The following is a 15,128-nucleotide window of genomic DNA, read 5'->3' as shown; positions in this document are numbered from 1 at the left end:
TACTAGTAATGCTTACACGGAGGACAAAACGATGAAAAACTCTGCGCTTTCGGAATATGTAAAAACCGCACTGCTGACGGCAATTATATTCTTGCTGACGTTTGTGCCGAATATCGGTTATATACCGATAAACCCCGTTATTAACGTAACGATTATACACGTTCCCGTAATTATCGGCTCTATCGTGCTCGGTTCAAAAAAGGGTGCGTTTTTAGGGTTTATGTTCGGAATTACCAGTTTTATAAAGAACACGTTTTTCTCAACCTCGGCTATGTCGTTTGTGTTCAACCCTCTTTTTCACATCAGCACGGGATACTATGCCGGCGCGCTTTATGCGCTTGTAATCTGCTTTGTTCCGCGAATTTTGGCGGGGGTTTTTCCGTATTATGTTTACACCGCGCTGAAAAAGAAAATCACCAATGTCGGCGCACTGCTCACAGCGGGCGTTGCGGGTTCGATGACCAATACAATTTTGGTTATGGGACTTATCGGTATTCTTTTTAAGAACGAGTATACGCAAATGCTCGGCGAAAAGGCGGCAAACGGCGTGTTTGCATTTATCGGCGCGACAATCTTAACAAACGGACTTGCGGAGGCTGCTGTTGCGGCAATCCTTTCGGCAACGGTTGCAAAGGCGCTTTTGGTGATGAAAAAACGCTCATAATTTTAATTTTTGGTAAAGAAGGTAACAGCATTGAAAAGCAACTTAAAGAAAAATCTTTTATTGATGTTAACCGCACTGATTTGGGGCACGGGATTTGTTTCACAGAGTATCGGCACCGATTACGTCGGCCCGTGCACGTTTCTTGCAATGCGCTCGTATATCGGCGGAATTGCGCTTTTGCCGTGCATATTCTTCCTCGGAAAAATTGCACAGCCGGACAGCGGAAGTGCTGTGAAAAAAGATACAAAAACACTTGTTATCGGCGGTATATGCTGCGGTGCGGCGCTCTTTTGCGCAAGTATTTTTCAGCAAATCGGCATAATGTACACCACTGTCGGAAAGACGGGTTTTTTAACTGCTTTATACATAATTATCGTGCCGGTTTTAGGGCTGTTTTTCAAGAAAAAAGTCGGGATTAACATTTGGATAAGTGCGCTTATTGCGGTTTTCGGAATGTATCTTTTGTGCGTGAAAGAAAGTTTTGCGATAGGGCAGGGTGATATGCTCGTAATGCTTTGCGCGTTTATGTTTTCGGTGCATATTTTGGTTATCGACCATTTTTCGCCGAAAGTTGACTGCGTAAAAATGTCGTGCATACAGTTTTTTGTGTGCGCGGTTATTTCGACGGTGTTTATGTTCGCGCTCGAAACTCCCGATTTTGCAAGTCTTTGGAGCGCAAAAACGGCTATTTTGTATTCGGGTATTCTCTCGTCGGGAGTGGGATACACGCTCCAGATTATAGGTCAGCAGGGTAACGACCCCACCGTTTCGTCGCTGATTTTAAGCCTTGAATCGGTATTTTCGATGATTTCGGGCTGGATTGTTCTGCACGAAAAATTTTCGCCCAAAGAAGCAATCGGCAGTCTTTTGATATTCGCGGCTATAATACTTTCACAGTTGCCGAAAGAAATTTTCCAAAAAATTTCTTTTGTGCGTGAAAGAAAGTTTTGCGATAGGGCAGGGTGATATGCTCGTAATGCTTTGCGCGTTTATGTTTTCGGTGCATATTTTGGTTATCGACCATTTTTCGCCGAAAGTTGACTGCGTAAAAATGTCGTGCATACAGTTTTTTGTGTGCGCGGTTATTTCGACGGTGTTTATGTTCGCGCTCGAAACTCCCGATTTTGCAAGTCTTTGGAGCGCAAAAACGGCTATTTTGTATTCGGGTATTCTCTCGTCGGGAGTGGGATACACGCTCCAGATTATAGGTCAGCAGGGTAACGACCCCACCGTTTCGTCGCTGATTTTAAGCCTTGAATCGGTATTTTCGATGATTTCGGGCTGGATTGTTCTGCACGAAAAATTTTCGCCCAAAGAAGCAATCGGCAGTCTTTTGATATTCGCGGCTATAATACTTTCACAGTTGCCGAAAGAAATTTTCCAAAAAATTTGCGGAAAGGGCAGGCGAAACTTAAATGTATAAATACGAAACTCACTGTCACACAAGCGAAGGGAGCAAATGCTCGCACATCACGGCGGAAAAACTGGTTGAATTTTATAAAAATCAGGGATTTGACGGCGTTTTTATCACCGACCACTTTTTTAACGGCAACACAACTGTTGATCGCAGTCAGAGCTGGGACAAGATGGTGAACGACTTTTGTTTGGGTTTTGAAAATGCGAAAAAAACAGGTGAAAAGCTTGGCATTGATGTGTTTTTCGGCTTTGAGTATTCGTATCACGGCACCGATGTTTTGGTGTACGGTTTGGATAAAAACTGGCTTTTGTCGCATCCTGATGTTATGTCACTCGGAACGACCGAATTTTGCGATTTTGCACGCAGCGATGGCGCTTTGATAATTCACGCGCACCCGTTCCGCGAGGCGAGTTACATCAATATGATACGTCTTTTTCCGCGCAATGTGGACGGAGTTGAGATTTATAACGCGTGCCGTACCGATTTTGAAAACGCGCGTGCAAAGGAATATGCCGATAATTACAGGCTTTTTTACAGTGCAGGCACAGATAATCACGTCGGCCTGCGCGAGTCGCTCGGCGGTATGGAATTTGATGAGAAAATAAAAAACGTTCCCGATTTTGTGCAGAAAATGAAAGCACAAAAGGGTAAAATATTCAGAATGGACCTGTAACAGAGGCAAAATCTGAAAATATTCGAAAAGAAATGAAAAATATTGAAATAAACACTTGATTTTTGATTTTGATTGTGATATAATACTCTAGTGTTTTGAAAAAGTAAATATTTTGCGCTATTAGCTCAGCTGGATAGAGTGTTTGGCTACGAACCAAAAGGTCGGGGGTTCGAATCCCTCATAGCGCGCCATGTCGGAACAGGTTTTGCTTGTTCCGATTTTTTATTTCATAAAAAATCAGCCGTTCGCCGTACTGTTCCTCCTTTTGTGATAAATCGGGAATGACGGAGCATATGACTGATTTTTCCGCAAAGAAAAATCGGAATGGACCGAAGTCCATTCCGACGTGGTGCCGCTGGCCGGAGTCGAACCGGCACGGTATCGCTACCGGCGGATTTTGAGTCCGCTACGTCTGCCAATTCCATCACAGCGGCAAATGTTACTATGATATTATACAACAACCGAAATGAAAAATCAAGTCTTTTTTTATTTTTTTCCAAATATTTTTTATAACGCTGTAATACGCAAAAAACGGCAGATTCTATATCTGCCGTTTTTAATATTTGCCAAACTTAATATTTCAGCCTTCTGATTATTCTGCTTTGGTTTCGGTTCCGTACGTCGCAGGCTTTGAAGCGTTGATTGCGGCATCGTTGGTGAGAATTTTAACACTTTTTGCCCAAGTTAAAATCTCGTCCTCAAACAAAGCGTTCTGAAGCTCCGATTTTGCGTTCTGAATGTCGGAATCGGAAAGTGTAAGCGGAACGCGTTTTATGATGTGTATGCCGTAATCGGTTTCAACAAGGTCGCTTACTTCGTTATCTTTAAGCGCAAACGCTGCTTTTTCAAATCCTTCAACCATTTCCCCTTTGCCAAAGGTGTATCCGTTGGGATACTGTTTGAGTCCCGGATCCTCCGAAAGCTCGTTCATAAGCTTGTCAAAGTCCTCGCCGTTTTTAATTTTATCGAGAGTTTCCTGTGCTTTCTTTTTAACTTCAGCCTTTTTCTCGTCCGGAAGGGGCTGATATGTCTGCTGGTCAAGCGTTGTAAACAAAATATGCTTTGCGGTAATTTTTTCGCCGTTTGCTTTCACATAAGCTTCAACCTGCTCGTTTGTGAGATTGTATTTATCCTCCTCGCCTGTAACCTGCTGTGCAAGCTTTGAGGTGAGGGTGGAACCTTCGAGAATATACTTAACCTGCTCTTTTGTAAGCTTCATCTGCTTTAAAAATTCATCGTTTACATACGAGCTGATATACTGGTCGATACTGCTTTTTTCTTCGTCGGTAAGCGTAATTCCCTTTTCGGCGGCTTTCTGTTTTGCCACAACAAAGGTGATAACATCTCTTTTTGCGTTTGTCAGCGCGGTTTTTGTGTTTTCGTCATTATCCCAGAATTTGTTGATTTCGTCGTTTGATGCCGTGCTCATACCGTTTTTCATAAGGAGCTGATACTGTGCGCGTTCGTAGAAATATTCAAAAAGCGACTTGTCGATTTTTTCACCGCCGATAATCATATCCGCGTCGGGATTTTTTGCAAATTCAATCGACGACTGAATGAGAGTGAAAAGGTTTGTGCGTTTGCTGATAACCTTTGCTTTTTCGCCTGCGTTTACCACCGTTGCGGGTTTGTAAACAGCGTCGTCTTTCTTGAACGGAACAAAAAGCACTGCCGACACAAGCACCGCCGCACCTGCAACCGCTGCGGTTATTGTGATGATTTTTTTCCTTTTCGCCTCTTTTTTGCGTGCCTCTTCTTCAAGCGCGAGAATTTCTTCTTCGCTCAAATTTTCGTCGGATTCCAAGCCGCCGTCGAACGGTTCGCCCTCGCCGTCAGCGTCATCGTCGGTATTTTCGTCGGTTTCGGTGTCGTCCGCCGTTTCGCCGACGCTCATTTCTTCCGCTGTGTTTTCAATTTCGTCAATCGTCAAATCGTCCTGTTCCTCCGCCTGTTCGTTTTCACATTCGGGGCAAATTTCAGCGTCCTCGATTTCTGTTTCAAATTCGCGTCCGCAAATTTTACAAGTTTTCTTTTCCATATAAAAATCTCCATTTCTGCCTCAAAAACCGGCATTGCATAAATTCTTAAATTTAATTATACACAAAAATTACACAAAGGTCAATGAAAATTGAAAAATCGGACAAAATATTTACACTTTATTCATAAAAAATATAGATTTGACAAAACAAGGCAATATAATGTATAATAACTTTTTAAAGGCGGTGATTTTTATGAATATGGTTGAAAGAATAAACTACCTTGCAAAAAAGGAGAAAGAAAGCGGTCTTACCGACGCGGAAAAAGCGGAGCAGGCAAAGCTTCGCAGGGAGTATATCGACAAAATCAAGAAAAATCTGCGCTCGGAGTTAAGCAACGTTTACACCGTTGACGACTGCGGTGTGGAGCATAAATTAAAGAAGAAAGACTGATTTATCAAAGAAAATTGATTTTTGAAAAAATCGTTTCATATATCTAATATGAGGTGATTTTTTTGCGAAAGGTTCTTTGCTTAATTTTGGCGTCGGCGGTTTTTTTGTGCGGTGCGGACGTTTCGGCGCTGTCGGTTTCCGCAAAAAGCGCGGTGCTTATCGACTTTTATTCGGGTGACGTTTTGTTTGAAAAAAACGCGTCGCAGCGCCTTTCTATGGCGAGCACCACGAAGATTATGACGGCAATATGCGCCATTGAAAACGCGGATTTGTCCGAGGTTGTCACCGTGGACAAACGCGCTGTCGGGGTGGAAGGCTCGTCAATGTATCTTGGGTACGGCGAAAAAATTACCGTAGAAAACCTTGTTTACGGGCTTATGCTCTCGTCGGGAAACGACGCTGCGGTGGCGCTTGCGCTTCACGTTTCGGGTTCGGTTGAGAATTTTGCGCGCCTTATGAATGATACGGCGGAAAAAATCGGCGCGGTCAACACGTCGTTTAAAAATCCGAACGGTCTGGACGAGGAGGGGCATTACACCACTGCGTACGATTTGGCAATGATTACGCGCTATGCTATGCACAACGAAAAGTTTTGTGAAATTGTGTCGTCGAAGCAGAAAAAAATGCCGTGGGAGGGCAGAACCTACGGGCGGACGCTCCGAAACCACAACAAGCTTTTGTTTTTGCTGGATTATTGCGACGGTGTGAAAACCGGCTTTACAAAGCGGTCGGGGCGGTGTTTGGTGTCGAGCGCGAACAAAGACAATCTGCGCGTTATCGCGGTGACGCTTTATGCACCCGACGACTGGAATGACCACAAAAATATGATGTCGTATGCTATTGACAATTACAAGGCTGTAAATATAGTTAAAAAGGGCGATTACGCCTTTACCGCGCCCGTTTCGGGTTCGGATAAAGAATATGTAAAATGCGTTTTTGCAGACGATATTTTTGTGACGGCAAAAAAAGATGAAAATGTTGAGATTTCGTTTGATTACGGAGAAAAAATACACCTTGACGCGCCCGTGAAAACCGGTGCGGATATAGGAAAAATTAACATAAATGCAGGAAACAGACGCATAAGCGCAAGGGTTGTATCCGGCGGGAATGCGGATAAGAAAAAGAACATAAAAGAAAAAATAAGCGGCGGCGCGTTTTCCGAAAATGCCGGGAGAATTTTTGAAATCTGGCTCGGGCGCGCTTTTTAGAGAGGATTTGAAACACATATGGATAATGAAATGAGATTGCAGAAGTATCTTGCAATGGCGAATGTTGCGTCGCGCCGTGCGTCGGAGAAAATCATCACCGACGGCAGGGTTAAGGTCAACGGCAAAATCGTGACCGAGCTGGGCACAAAGGTTACGGACGGCGATGAAGTTGAGGTTGACGGCAAGAAAGTTCAGCTTGAAAAGAAAAAATATTATATTATGCTCAACAAGCCGTCGGGATACGTAACCACCGCGAGCGACGAGTTCGGCAGAAACACGGTTCTCGACCTTCTGGGCGACGTAAACGGGCGCATTTATCCCGTCGGCAGACTGGACGCGGACACCGAGGGACTCTTAATTCTCACCAACGACGGCGATTTTGCATACACTCTCTCGCGCCCGTTTCGGGTTCGGATAAAGAATATGTAAAATGCGTTTTTGCAGACGATATTTTTGTGACGGCAAAAAAAGATGAAAATGTTGAGATTTCGTTTGATTACGGAGAAAAAATACACCTTGACGCGCCCGTGAAAACCGGTGCGGATATAGGAAAAATTAACATAAATGCAGGAAACAGACGCATAAGCGCAAGGGTTGTATCCGGCGGGAATGCGGATAAGAAAAAGAACATAAAAGAAAAAATAAGCGGCGGCGCGTTTTCCGAAAATGCCGGGAGAATTTTTGAAATCTGGCTCGGGCGCGCTTTTTAGAGAGGATTTGAAACACATATGGATAATGAAATGAGATTGCAGAAGTATCTTGCAATGGCGAATGTTGCGTCGCGCCGTGCGTCGGAGAAAATCATCACCGACGGCAGGGTTAAGGTCAACGGCAAAATCGTGACCGAGCTGGGCACAAAGGTTACGGACGGCGATGAAGTTGAGGTTGACGGCAAGAAAGTTCAGCTTGAAAAGAAAAAATATTATATTATGCTCAACAAGCCGTCGGGATACGTAACCACCGCGAGCGACGAGTTCGGCAGAAACACGGTTCTCGACCTTCTGGGCGACGTAAACGGGCGCATTTATCCCGTCGGCAGACTGGACGCGGACACCGAGGGACTCTTAATTCTCACCAACGACGGCGATTTTGCATACACTCTCTCGCACCCGAAACACAATGTTGAAAAGGTTTATCACGCTTATGTGAACGGCGTTCCCGACAGGTTTGCGCTTTCCAAGCTTGAAAACGGTGTTATTATCGACGGTGTGCGCACAAGAAAGGCAAAGGCTGACGTTATTGAAGTCGGCAAAAACAGCTCTGTTGTGGAGATAAAAATAAAAGAGGGCAGAAACAGACAGGTGCGAAAAATGCTCGAGGCGGTCGGACACCGCGTTATGCATCTTCAGCGCGTTGCAATTTCGACGGTCACGCTGGGAAATCTTCCGCTCGGAAAATGGCGTCATTTAAACGACGCGGAAATTAAAATTCTTGTCGGAAACGGGGGCAAAAACAGTGATTGAGATTAAGCCTTATATGGAGCTGGACGGTTCTTTTGCGGAAAAATCGGGATTTGAAAAAAAGACGGACAACACGTTTTATATGGTTGCAAAAGATAAAGACGAGCTGATAGGAATAGGCAAAATGAAGGTTTTTGCCGATTTTGCCGAGATTTGCGATGTTTACATTGCGGACGAAGGTTTTAAAATGCTTGCCCACGGAATAGGAAAGTCGATGCTCAATTTTATCGAGCGCCGCGAAATTTATCCCGTTATTTGCAAAAATGAAAATCTTTCAGACCTTATGCGTCTTTTGAGGTTTAAAAAGGTTGACGAAATAACACTCGGCGGCAGGGTTGAAAAAGACGTTTACTATGTAAATCTCAAAGGCTATTTTGACGCAAAATGCCACAATGAAGAAAACTGAATAAAAAATTTTTGAGTTTGCAAAGGAGTGGCTTTATCTGCTCCTTTTTTTGTATAAAAATAGTTTAATTTTTTCAATATCCTTTTATAACTTCTTAAATGCCGTTAAGTCTTTATTTTACAAGGCTTTGCGGCATTTTGGTTTTTAGCCGATATTCTTATAATTTCTTAAATGTTTTTATGTTTTCGCTTTCAAAAGTAGTAAATTAAGTAGTAAAACCTATGTTTACAACTTATGCGGAAATGTATTTCACCGCCCGTTTTGGCAAATTCGTTATCGGCTTCGTACCCGTTATCCTGTCAAATTCATCTTTTGTGGACTCGTATGTAGCGTGAGCGTAATAGTTCAGCGTCATAGTGATATTTGCGTGTCCCATAAGATATTGAAGCGATTTGGGATTCATTCCGGCGTTTGCCATTTTGGTACAGAATGTATGCCGCAGCGTATGAGCCGACATAGCTTTTGGCAGTCCTACATCTGAATATTTCTTAAATCTTTGTCTTGAACGCTTAAACACCGTTCCATAGCAGCAGGAGGTAAGCGGCTCGCCGTTCTGCTTGCAAAATATGAAATTTGTCAATATTTTTCCTTTGTACTCAATTTCATAGCTTGAAGGTCTGCGATTTTCAATCACTCTCGAAAATGCGTCATATACCGTTTCCGACATAGGAATCTGTCTGTCTCCGTTTTTTGTTTTAGGCTCCGAAACATAATATCCGTTATCTGCATCGTAAAGTATCTGATGATTAACATTTATTATGCGGCGTTCCATATCCACATCTTCATAAGTCAATCCGCACAGCTCCGAAATACGAAGTCCCGTACCGAGTAAAATGACTAAATCATAATAATGCTTGCCGAATGTTTTGTCATTTCTTATGAAGTCGAAAAACTGTCGCTCCTGCTCGTAAGAAAGCGCTTCTTTGGGCTGCGTGTCATCTTCGATAACGTCGGCAATTTCAAATTCAAACGGATTTTTTCGTATGAAATCGTTAATCACCGCCGTATGAAAAGCCGCGCTTAACGAACGCTTATAGTTTTTAATCGTCTTAAAAGCAAAACCGTTTTCTTTCATTCTCAAAACCCATTCTTTTGCATCTGCCGGTTTGACATTTTCAATAGCACAGCTGCCCAGCCTGTCCTCGGAGATGATTTTCATAAGATGATTGCGCCCCGCAACGGTGTTTGGTTTAACATTGCCGTTGTGTTTGGTGTGCATTTCGTAAAGCTCGCATACCGTCATCTTTTTGCCGTCAGGGTTTATCCCGTCGTCAAGGTCTCTTTGTATTTCTTTTTCCTTTTCACGAAGCGATAAATCCTCGCGCTTCCCGTTCGGCGTTTTGTCTGTCGGCACAAGCCTCCACGAATAGACAAATTTTGATTTCCCGTTTCTGTCAACATATTTATAAGCATATCTGCCGTCTTGTCTTTGGCTCTCGCCCGTTTGCAAAATACGATTTTTATTATCGCGTCTTTTTTCCGACATTTTGCAACGCTCCTTTCCGCAACGGAAAGAGCCTTTGATATAACTTATAAATATTCTACCGCGCTTTAAGCGAAAAATCAAGGCTCTTCGTTAAATTATGTCAACATCGTCAATTATCTTTTCAAATTTTTTGCGTTTTATCTGAATACGGTTGCCGTTCATAATAACCCAGCCCGAATTTAGATTTTCTTCCGCAAGTTTTCGCAGTTTGTTTTCGCCGATACGAAAATATTTTGAGGCTTCCTCAATCGTCAAAGTGTATTTTTCCCATACGGGTACATCAATAGTAGTTTCCACATATTTCACCTTCCTTGAAAACTCAATTTATTATTTAATCGTAGTTTGCAATTTCATTTTGTTTAACGACAGTCTGACAGCCGATGGCACGGCTCACGGGACTTTCACCCTCTGCGTAGGTCTTACGCAACCGCCCAATGCAGTGACGCGTTCAAGACGGGAGTATCATTATTTCATCATAGCGTCGTCGCAATGCAAAATTGCCTTTTATTTTGCGTTTACGGTAAAAATGTTTCTCGCTCCGGCATAAAGGAAAATGAAGCCCAAAATCTAAGCCTGTGCCATTATCGCGCATTACTGTATAAGCTCTGCTATGACTGAATGTTGAAAGACTGCCTATACTGCGGTCGAGTCGCTTTCTTTGTCAAAGATCAGTAAAAGCTGTTATCAGCCTGTAAAAACACATTTCTTAAAATGTGCTTTTACGGAATGATAAATTGTTGTCCATAGCGGAAAGTGCGGAAAGGGGAACGCACTTCCGCATGAACTAAACTTACTTAGCTTACACGAAAAGCAAGTGTACGAGTAATCAAACGCACTTGCAACCTGTTTCTCATTTCTTCATCTACATAGAAATGGGTATTGCCCGCATCGTCTTTCATCGTACGAGTGCAAAGTTTTGCTATGTAACCCTCATAATGTTTGAGAATAGCGCACATTGCTTCGGTATCGCCATTTGCCGCAGCCGAAATGACAGGGAACGGCAAAAGATTTTTAGATTTCCTAACGGTGTTCATCATCTGCTTTTCCCTCCAAATACTGTTTGATTTTCGCAAGAGCGAATTTCCTGTGCCGGAAAACCGTCGTGCGTACAACACTCAGCAGTTCGCCAATTTCTGCGTCGCTCATATCCAAGAAGTAGGACAAGAGAACAATATCGCGTTTCCTTTCGGGCAAAGCGTTAAGGGCTTCGGCAAGCAGTTCATTTTTGACGAGTACATCAAAGCCGGACACTTGAAAACGGAAATAATCACTTTCATATTCGTCCGTTGTAAAAAGCTGCGCAAGTTCACTTTCGCTCAAATCCGAAAAAGTTACTTCGCGTGCTGCGCGTTTCGCAAGGGTGCGGCGGTAGCTTTTTGCTTCGCCTACCAACGTTTTCTTTGCCAATGCGTCGTACTGATGTTGTATTCTTTCCTTGTCGGAAGAAGATAGCCCCATAGAGTTCACCTCCTTCCCGCGTGGAGTAGAGGACAGGAGTTAAAGGTTTGTCCCCTCTGCCCCTTTCGCTCCGTACCCGTTCGGGAGATGGCTCTTTGTTGCGTTTTTCAACTTCAAATTGAGAAATAAAAAATGCACCTATCCCCAAAATATAGATAGACGCATTAGAATTATATAATATATTTATATGATGTGACAGTTCATATTCAGGACCAAAGTATTCCGTTGACAAGCACAAGTTTTTTTTCAGTATAAAGTTTGTTATATTTTGTTGTGATATTCTTTGCTTCATGGCGATTCCTCCTGTGAGCCGCCACTTTATACGGTCGTCATTAGGGTTTCGAAAACAAAAAATGAAGGCAGCGGCCTTGATTATTCAAAGCCGCCGCAAAATTAGAATAGCACACAAAATGACATCTACTGTACAACGGCTTTTTTTCTTTTTCCGTTGTACGGCAGATATTTGATAATTATGAATTTACAAATTGTTAGATATATTTTGATATTATTTTATCTATCTTAGGTAGTCAGATTCATCTATTGTATGTATAATATAAGTAACATCATCATATCTCGATGAGTCTGATTGAGAACCTAAACTACATATCAAAAACTCCTTATCATACTTTTTATAAAGTATAACTAAATGATAATCATCAGATAGAGAGCCTGTTTTAACCCCAATTACATTCTCGTTATAATATTCTGAATTAGGATCAAGAAAAGTGTTCGTATTTTTCCATGTTTGCGTACTGCCGTCAGGCAAGGTAGCCATATAAGAACTTTGAGATACAATATCCCGAAACCATTGATATTCCAAAAGCTGATTTACAACAGCATTAAGGTCTAAAACATTAGTAAGGGCATCCATATCATATCCGCTGGGATCGTACAGAATAGTGTTACTATATCCTTCCTCTTGTAAGTGGATGTTTAAATTGTCCATAAATACATTGACACGTTCTTGTCCTCTTGCGGCTTGTGGAGAAAGAATACCTCCACAATAATCAGCAACCACATAGGCAGCGTCATTTCCTGAAGGAACTAACATTGCAGCAAATAAGTTATGTAGAAAATAATCTTTTACCTCTATGTCTGCAACAGATGAACCGGGGTTCGTCATTGAAATTGCTTCATCGCTGACTGGAACAATACTGTCCAAATCCGCAATTGTTGCAGCATATTCAATAACAAATAGCTTTGCTAAGCTGGCGGGAAGTTGTTGCTCATTTTCCTTTTTAGAAATGAAAATTTCATTATTTGAACGGTCTACCAATATTAACGATTTTGCATTGTATGAATCTTGCTGAAACCCGCCATATAAAAATGAATAGATCGCATTTTTCTCGTTTCTAAAATTTTCAGGCTTCATCACCCACGGTATGAAAAATACACCTGCTATCGTTACAGCAGTAAGGAAAACAAAAAATATTCCGAAACGAGACGTCCTTCTCTTGTATTTTCTTTTCATAAATTGCACCTCCGACAGTAATCAGTCAGATTTAATAGGTAAATCTAATTGGCATAATTTGCTCTTATACTTTCTGTAAATCCAGAGGGGTCACCTAATTTTGCTTTATCTATATTTTCGCGCAAATAATTACGAGTTGCGTCATCACACCGGTCTATTCCCATATATGGCATGTCGAAGGCTTTTTCCAATTCTTCTAATGCTTTTTCGGCTCGCTCTGGATCTGTATTATAAGTATCAAGCCATTCTTTCATCCATGAATATTCCCACAAATAAGAAGCTCTCGTTTCTCCATAACCAACCTGAAAGGAAGCTCCTGTATCTTCATCTTCCAGTTTATCAGGAAGTGTAATGCCATCAGGCCAATTCAAACTGTCAATGGTTGCAAGATATTCTTCTTCAATGTGTGCAAAATCCGTGAGTCCTCTTGAAGTAGAATTTGTTTCAGAATTTGAACAACCTGTAAACATCAGACATACCAATAAAGAAAGCATTGCTCCTAAAAAAATCGTTGTTTTCATAGATAATATTTTCATGTTTTTCCTCCAATTTTATAAAATTTATTTTATCTAAGCGCCAATGCAGGTTCAAGCTTTGCAGCTTTTAACGCTGGCAATAGTCCTCCAAGCAACGCTACAACAACGGATGTTATAACAGCTACCACTGCCGAAAGAATAGGATATTCCAGTGCCGCTACGGGAGAATCCACAGGCAGAAATAACCCCATGCCTTGAACCAAGAAAAAGGATATCAGGATTGAAACAATACAAACAAACACTGATATAGTTAATTGTGCGCCTAACACTAAAGTAACAATATTCGCACGAGAAGCGCCAATCGCCCGTCTAATTAGTAATTCGTGAGTACGTTGTTCCAAGGATGATAACCCTATGTTAATTTGTCCTAATACAGAAACAAATAACAATAAAAATGATGTTACCAAAAGTCCTAATTGAAGTACAGAAAGTACGGAATTATAAGTATCTCCAATATCACTTTTCCCTATGATATCCAAATTTCCTCCTATTGTATCTTCTAAAATGTCATGTAATGACGAATACATCTGTCTCATGGTAATTCCCGCTTCTGAATGCCAATGAACAGTTGCATTTTTTACTTTCCACATATTCGGAACAAGTAGTTCTATTGAATGGGCGTCAAGATATACAGTTGGTATATCTGTCCCGTCATTCACAGTACCTACCACATTAAATGGTGTTAATGAAAGACTACTTTCTACATTTCCAACAGCATATGAAGTATCAAAATAATTCTGTGCTGCTTTATTTACTACCATGCACAGAGTTTTATTTATTTCCGAAGAATCAAACCAATCCCCTGATGACATAGGCAAATTATAGATTTTGTTATATGTGCTTGTAGTAAAAACAACATCTACGGGTACAGTCTTTTTGTAAACAGTGTCACTTATGTCTTGTAGAGAAGAGACAGACGCTACTGGAGCAACTGTTATCTCTTCCAGCATGGAAAAGGTAACAGCCACAAAATGATCAGTATTGTAAATTTCTCGAAAAAAATTCTCCATTTTAATGGTATCTTGAAAATCTGATCCTGTAATTGAAAAAGAATATGTAGGACTCCATCCATACATCTGTGCATTGACAGAAATCAAATATTCTTTACCAAGCGTTCCCACCAAGACAGAACTAATCATTGCAATAATTCCTACAAACATCGATATACCTGTTAAGATATTTCTTAGAGGAGAGATACGAAGGTCTTTAAGGATCATATTTAACACATTGAATCCTCCCTTCGTCCATCTCATATATAATATTACAAATATTTGCAACATCAGAATCATGTGTTACAAATAGAAGCATTATGTCACGTTCATGCACAAGCTGAAATAAGAGTTCTATAATTTGCTGACCGGTTTTTTTATCTAATGCACCTGTGGGCTCATCGCATAAAATTACTTCCGGTGATGTTGCCAGTGCACGAGCAATAGCAACTCTCTGCTGTTCGCCACCAGATAATTTAGAGGGATAGTCATTTTCTTTTTCTTCCAACCCAACACTTTTCAAGAGACTTTGTATCATTTCTTTTCGTTGCCTCTTATCTAAAAATTTTTTTGCATAAAGTAATGGCAGCTCAATGTTTTCCCAAACTCTTAAATGCTTGATTAAAGAATAATTTTGAAAAACAAATCCAATATTATTAGCACGCAACATAGATAACTGGCGATCTGTGAGCGAGGAAACAGAAGTCCCATTGTAACAATACTCTCCCTTATAAGAACGGTTCAGCAATCCTATAATAGATATTAAGCTCGTTTTTCCAGAACCGGATTTACCAGTAACAGCATAACTATAACCTCTTTTCAATTCCATATTAGCATTATTCACTGTTACTAAAGTATCGCCGTTATTTAATTTAACCGTAGCTGACAAATCTTTTATTTGAATTATATTTTCATTAATGATTTTTCCCAT

19 protein-coding genes and 2 tRNA genes are annotated in these 15,128 nt (G+C 41.3%); 11 read left to right on the top strand and 10 right to left on the bottom strand.

Translation table 11 applies throughout. The features are described 5' to 3' along the window. Positions 1-31 precede the first annotated feature (31 nt). The 5 genes from H8706_RS08000 (at position 32) to H8706_RS07980 (ending at position 2,945) form a co-directional block, all read left to right on the top strand. Positions 32-664, top strand: a complete 633-nt coding sequence (locus H8706_RS08000; protein ID WP_262432185.1) for an ECF transporter S component — start codon at positions 32-34, stop codon at positions 662-664. Between the two features lie 30 nt (positions 665-694). Next, the gene (locus H8706_RS07995) at positions 695-1,630 is read left to right on the top strand and encodes a DMT family transporter (RefSeq protein WP_394354546.1); all 936 of its coding nucleotides are present in this window, start codon (positions 695-697) and stop codon (positions 1,628-1,630) included. A 1-nt stretch (position 1,631) separates the two neighbouring features. Further along, positions 1,632-2,087 (top strand): DMT family transporter, encoded by a 456-nt coding sequence (locus H8706_RS07990; protein ID WP_262432184.1) that lies wholly within the window; start codon positions 1,632-1,634, stop codon positions 2,085-2,087. After that, the gene (locus tag H8706_RS07985) at positions 2,080-2,754 is read left to right on the top strand and encodes a PHP domain-containing protein (protein WP_262432183.1); all 675 of its coding nucleotides are present in this window, start codon (positions 2,080-2,082) and stop codon (positions 2,752-2,754) included. The genes H8706_RS07990 and H8706_RS07985 overlap by 8 nt, the downstream gene beginning before the upstream one ends. Before the next feature lie 114 nt (positions 2,755-2,868). Continuing rightward, positions 2,869-2,945, top strand: a tRNA-Arg gene (locus tag H8706_RS07980). 156 nt (positions 2,946-3,101) lie between these two features. Here the strand turns inward: H8706_RS07980 and H8706_RS07975 are convergent. Beyond that, positions 3,102-3,188, bottom strand: a tRNA-Leu gene (locus tag H8706_RS07975). 158 nt (positions 3,189-3,346) lie between these two features. Then, positions 3,347-4,792 carry a peptidylprolyl isomerase gene (locus H8706_RS07970; RefSeq protein WP_262432182.1) on the bottom strand — a complete coding sequence of 482 codons (1,446 nt, stop codon included), beginning with the start codon at positions 4,790-4,792 and terminating at the stop codon, positions 3,347-3,349. A 193-nt stretch (positions 4,793-4,985) separates the two neighbouring features. Between H8706_RS07970 and H8706_RS07965 the strand changes: the two genes are divergently transcribed. The 6 genes from H8706_RS07965 (at position 4,986) to H8706_RS07940 (ending at position 8,257) form a co-directional block, all read left to right on the top strand. Beyond that, positions 4,986-5,183, top strand: a complete 198-nt coding sequence (locus H8706_RS07965) for a DUF896 domain-containing protein (RefSeq protein ID WP_178347643.1) — start codon at positions 4,986-4,988, stop codon at positions 5,181-5,183. A 62-nt stretch (positions 5,184-5,245) separates the two neighbouring features. After that, positions 5,246-6,391, top strand: a complete 1,146-nt coding sequence (locus tag H8706_RS07960) for a D-alanyl-D-alanine carboxypeptidase family protein (RefSeq protein ID WP_262432181.1) — start codon at positions 5,246-5,248, stop codon at positions 6,389-6,391. Positions 6,392-6,409: 18 nt separating this feature from the next. Continuing rightward, positions 6,410-6,820, top strand: coding sequence for a pseudouridine synthase (locus H8706_RS07955; RefSeq protein ID WP_316636817.1), 411 nt, complete (start codon positions 6,410-6,412; stop codon positions 6,818-6,820). A 26-nt stretch (positions 6,821-6,846) separates the two neighbouring features. Continuing rightward, positions 6,847-7,101 (top strand): hypothetical protein, encoded by a 255-nt coding sequence (locus tag H8706_RS07950; RefSeq protein WP_262432180.1) that lies wholly within the window; start codon positions 6,847-6,849, stop codon positions 7,099-7,101. Between the two features lie 18 nt (positions 7,102-7,119). Beyond that, positions 7,120-7,854 (top strand): pseudouridine synthase, encoded by a 735-nt coding sequence (locus tag H8706_RS07945; protein ID WP_262432179.1) that lies wholly within the window; start codon positions 7,120-7,122, stop codon positions 7,852-7,854. Next, positions 7,847-8,257: a hypothetical protein gene (locus tag H8706_RS07940; protein WP_262432178.1), complete on the top strand. Its 411-nt coding sequence runs from the start codon at positions 7,847-7,849 to the stop codon at positions 8,255-8,257. Before H8706_RS07945 ends, H8706_RS07940 begins: the two co-directional genes overlap by 8 nt. A 232-nt stretch (positions 8,258-8,489) precedes the next feature. Here the strand turns inward: H8706_RS07940 and H8706_RS07935 are convergent, their stop codons facing one another. From H8706_RS07935 to H8706_RS07900, 8 genes are all read right to left on the bottom strand, one after another. Continuing rightward, positions 8,490-9,743, bottom strand: coding sequence for a site-specific integrase (locus H8706_RS07935; protein ID WP_262432177.1), 1,254 nt, complete (start codon positions 9,741-9,743; stop codon positions 8,490-8,492). A 90-nt stretch (positions 9,744-9,833) separates the two neighbouring features. Further along, positions 9,834-10,040, bottom strand: coding sequence for an excisionase (locus H8706_RS07930; protein WP_262432176.1), 207 nt, complete (start codon positions 10,038-10,040; stop codon positions 9,834-9,836). 497 nt (positions 10,041-10,537) lie between these two features. Then, positions 10,538-10,780 (bottom strand): helix-turn-helix domain-containing protein, encoded by a 243-nt coding sequence (locus tag H8706_RS07925; RefSeq protein WP_178352388.1) that lies wholly within the window; start codon positions 10,778-10,780, stop codon positions 10,538-10,540. Then, positions 10,764-11,201 carry a sigma-70 family RNA polymerase sigma factor gene (locus tag H8706_RS07920; protein ID WP_178352387.1) on the bottom strand — a complete coding sequence of 146 codons (438 nt, stop codon included), beginning with the start codon at positions 11,199-11,201 and terminating at the stop codon, positions 10,764-10,766. The genes H8706_RS07925 and H8706_RS07920 overlap by 17 nt, the downstream gene beginning before the upstream one ends. A gap of 514 nt (positions 11,202-11,715) precedes the next feature. Beyond that, positions 11,716-12,672: a D-alanyl-D-alanine carboxypeptidase family protein gene (locus tag H8706_RS07915; RefSeq protein ID WP_178352386.1), complete on the bottom strand. Its 957-nt coding sequence runs from the start codon at positions 12,670-12,672 to the stop codon at positions 11,716-11,718. A gap of 44 nt (positions 12,673-12,716) precedes the next feature. Beyond that, positions 12,717-13,208 (bottom strand): hypothetical protein, encoded by a 492-nt coding sequence (locus tag H8706_RS07910; protein ID WP_005422940.1) that lies wholly within the window; start codon positions 13,206-13,208, stop codon positions 12,717-12,719. A gap of 29 nt (positions 13,209-13,237) precedes the next feature. Then, a complete protein-coding gene (locus tag H8706_RS07905) occupies positions 13,238-14,425 on the bottom strand; it encodes an ABC transporter permease (RefSeq protein ID WP_005422943.1) in 1,188 nt (395 codons plus the stop codon). Continuing rightward, positions 14,415-15,128: an ABC transporter ATP-binding protein gene (locus H8706_RS07900; protein ID WP_262432175.1), complete on the bottom strand. Its 714-nt coding sequence runs from the start codon at positions 15,126-15,128 to the stop codon at positions 14,415-14,417. The genes H8706_RS07905 and H8706_RS07900 overlap by 11 nt, the downstream gene beginning before the upstream one ends.

Source organism: Qingrenia yutianensis, from assembly GCF_014385105.1.
In the GTDB taxonomy this organism is placed as follows: domain Bacteria; phylum Bacillota; class Clostridia; order UMGS1810; family UMGS1810; genus Qingrenia; species Qingrenia yutianensis.
Note: the sequence above shows the minus strand (reverse complement) of the source record. Positions and strands in the feature narration are given on the sequence as shown.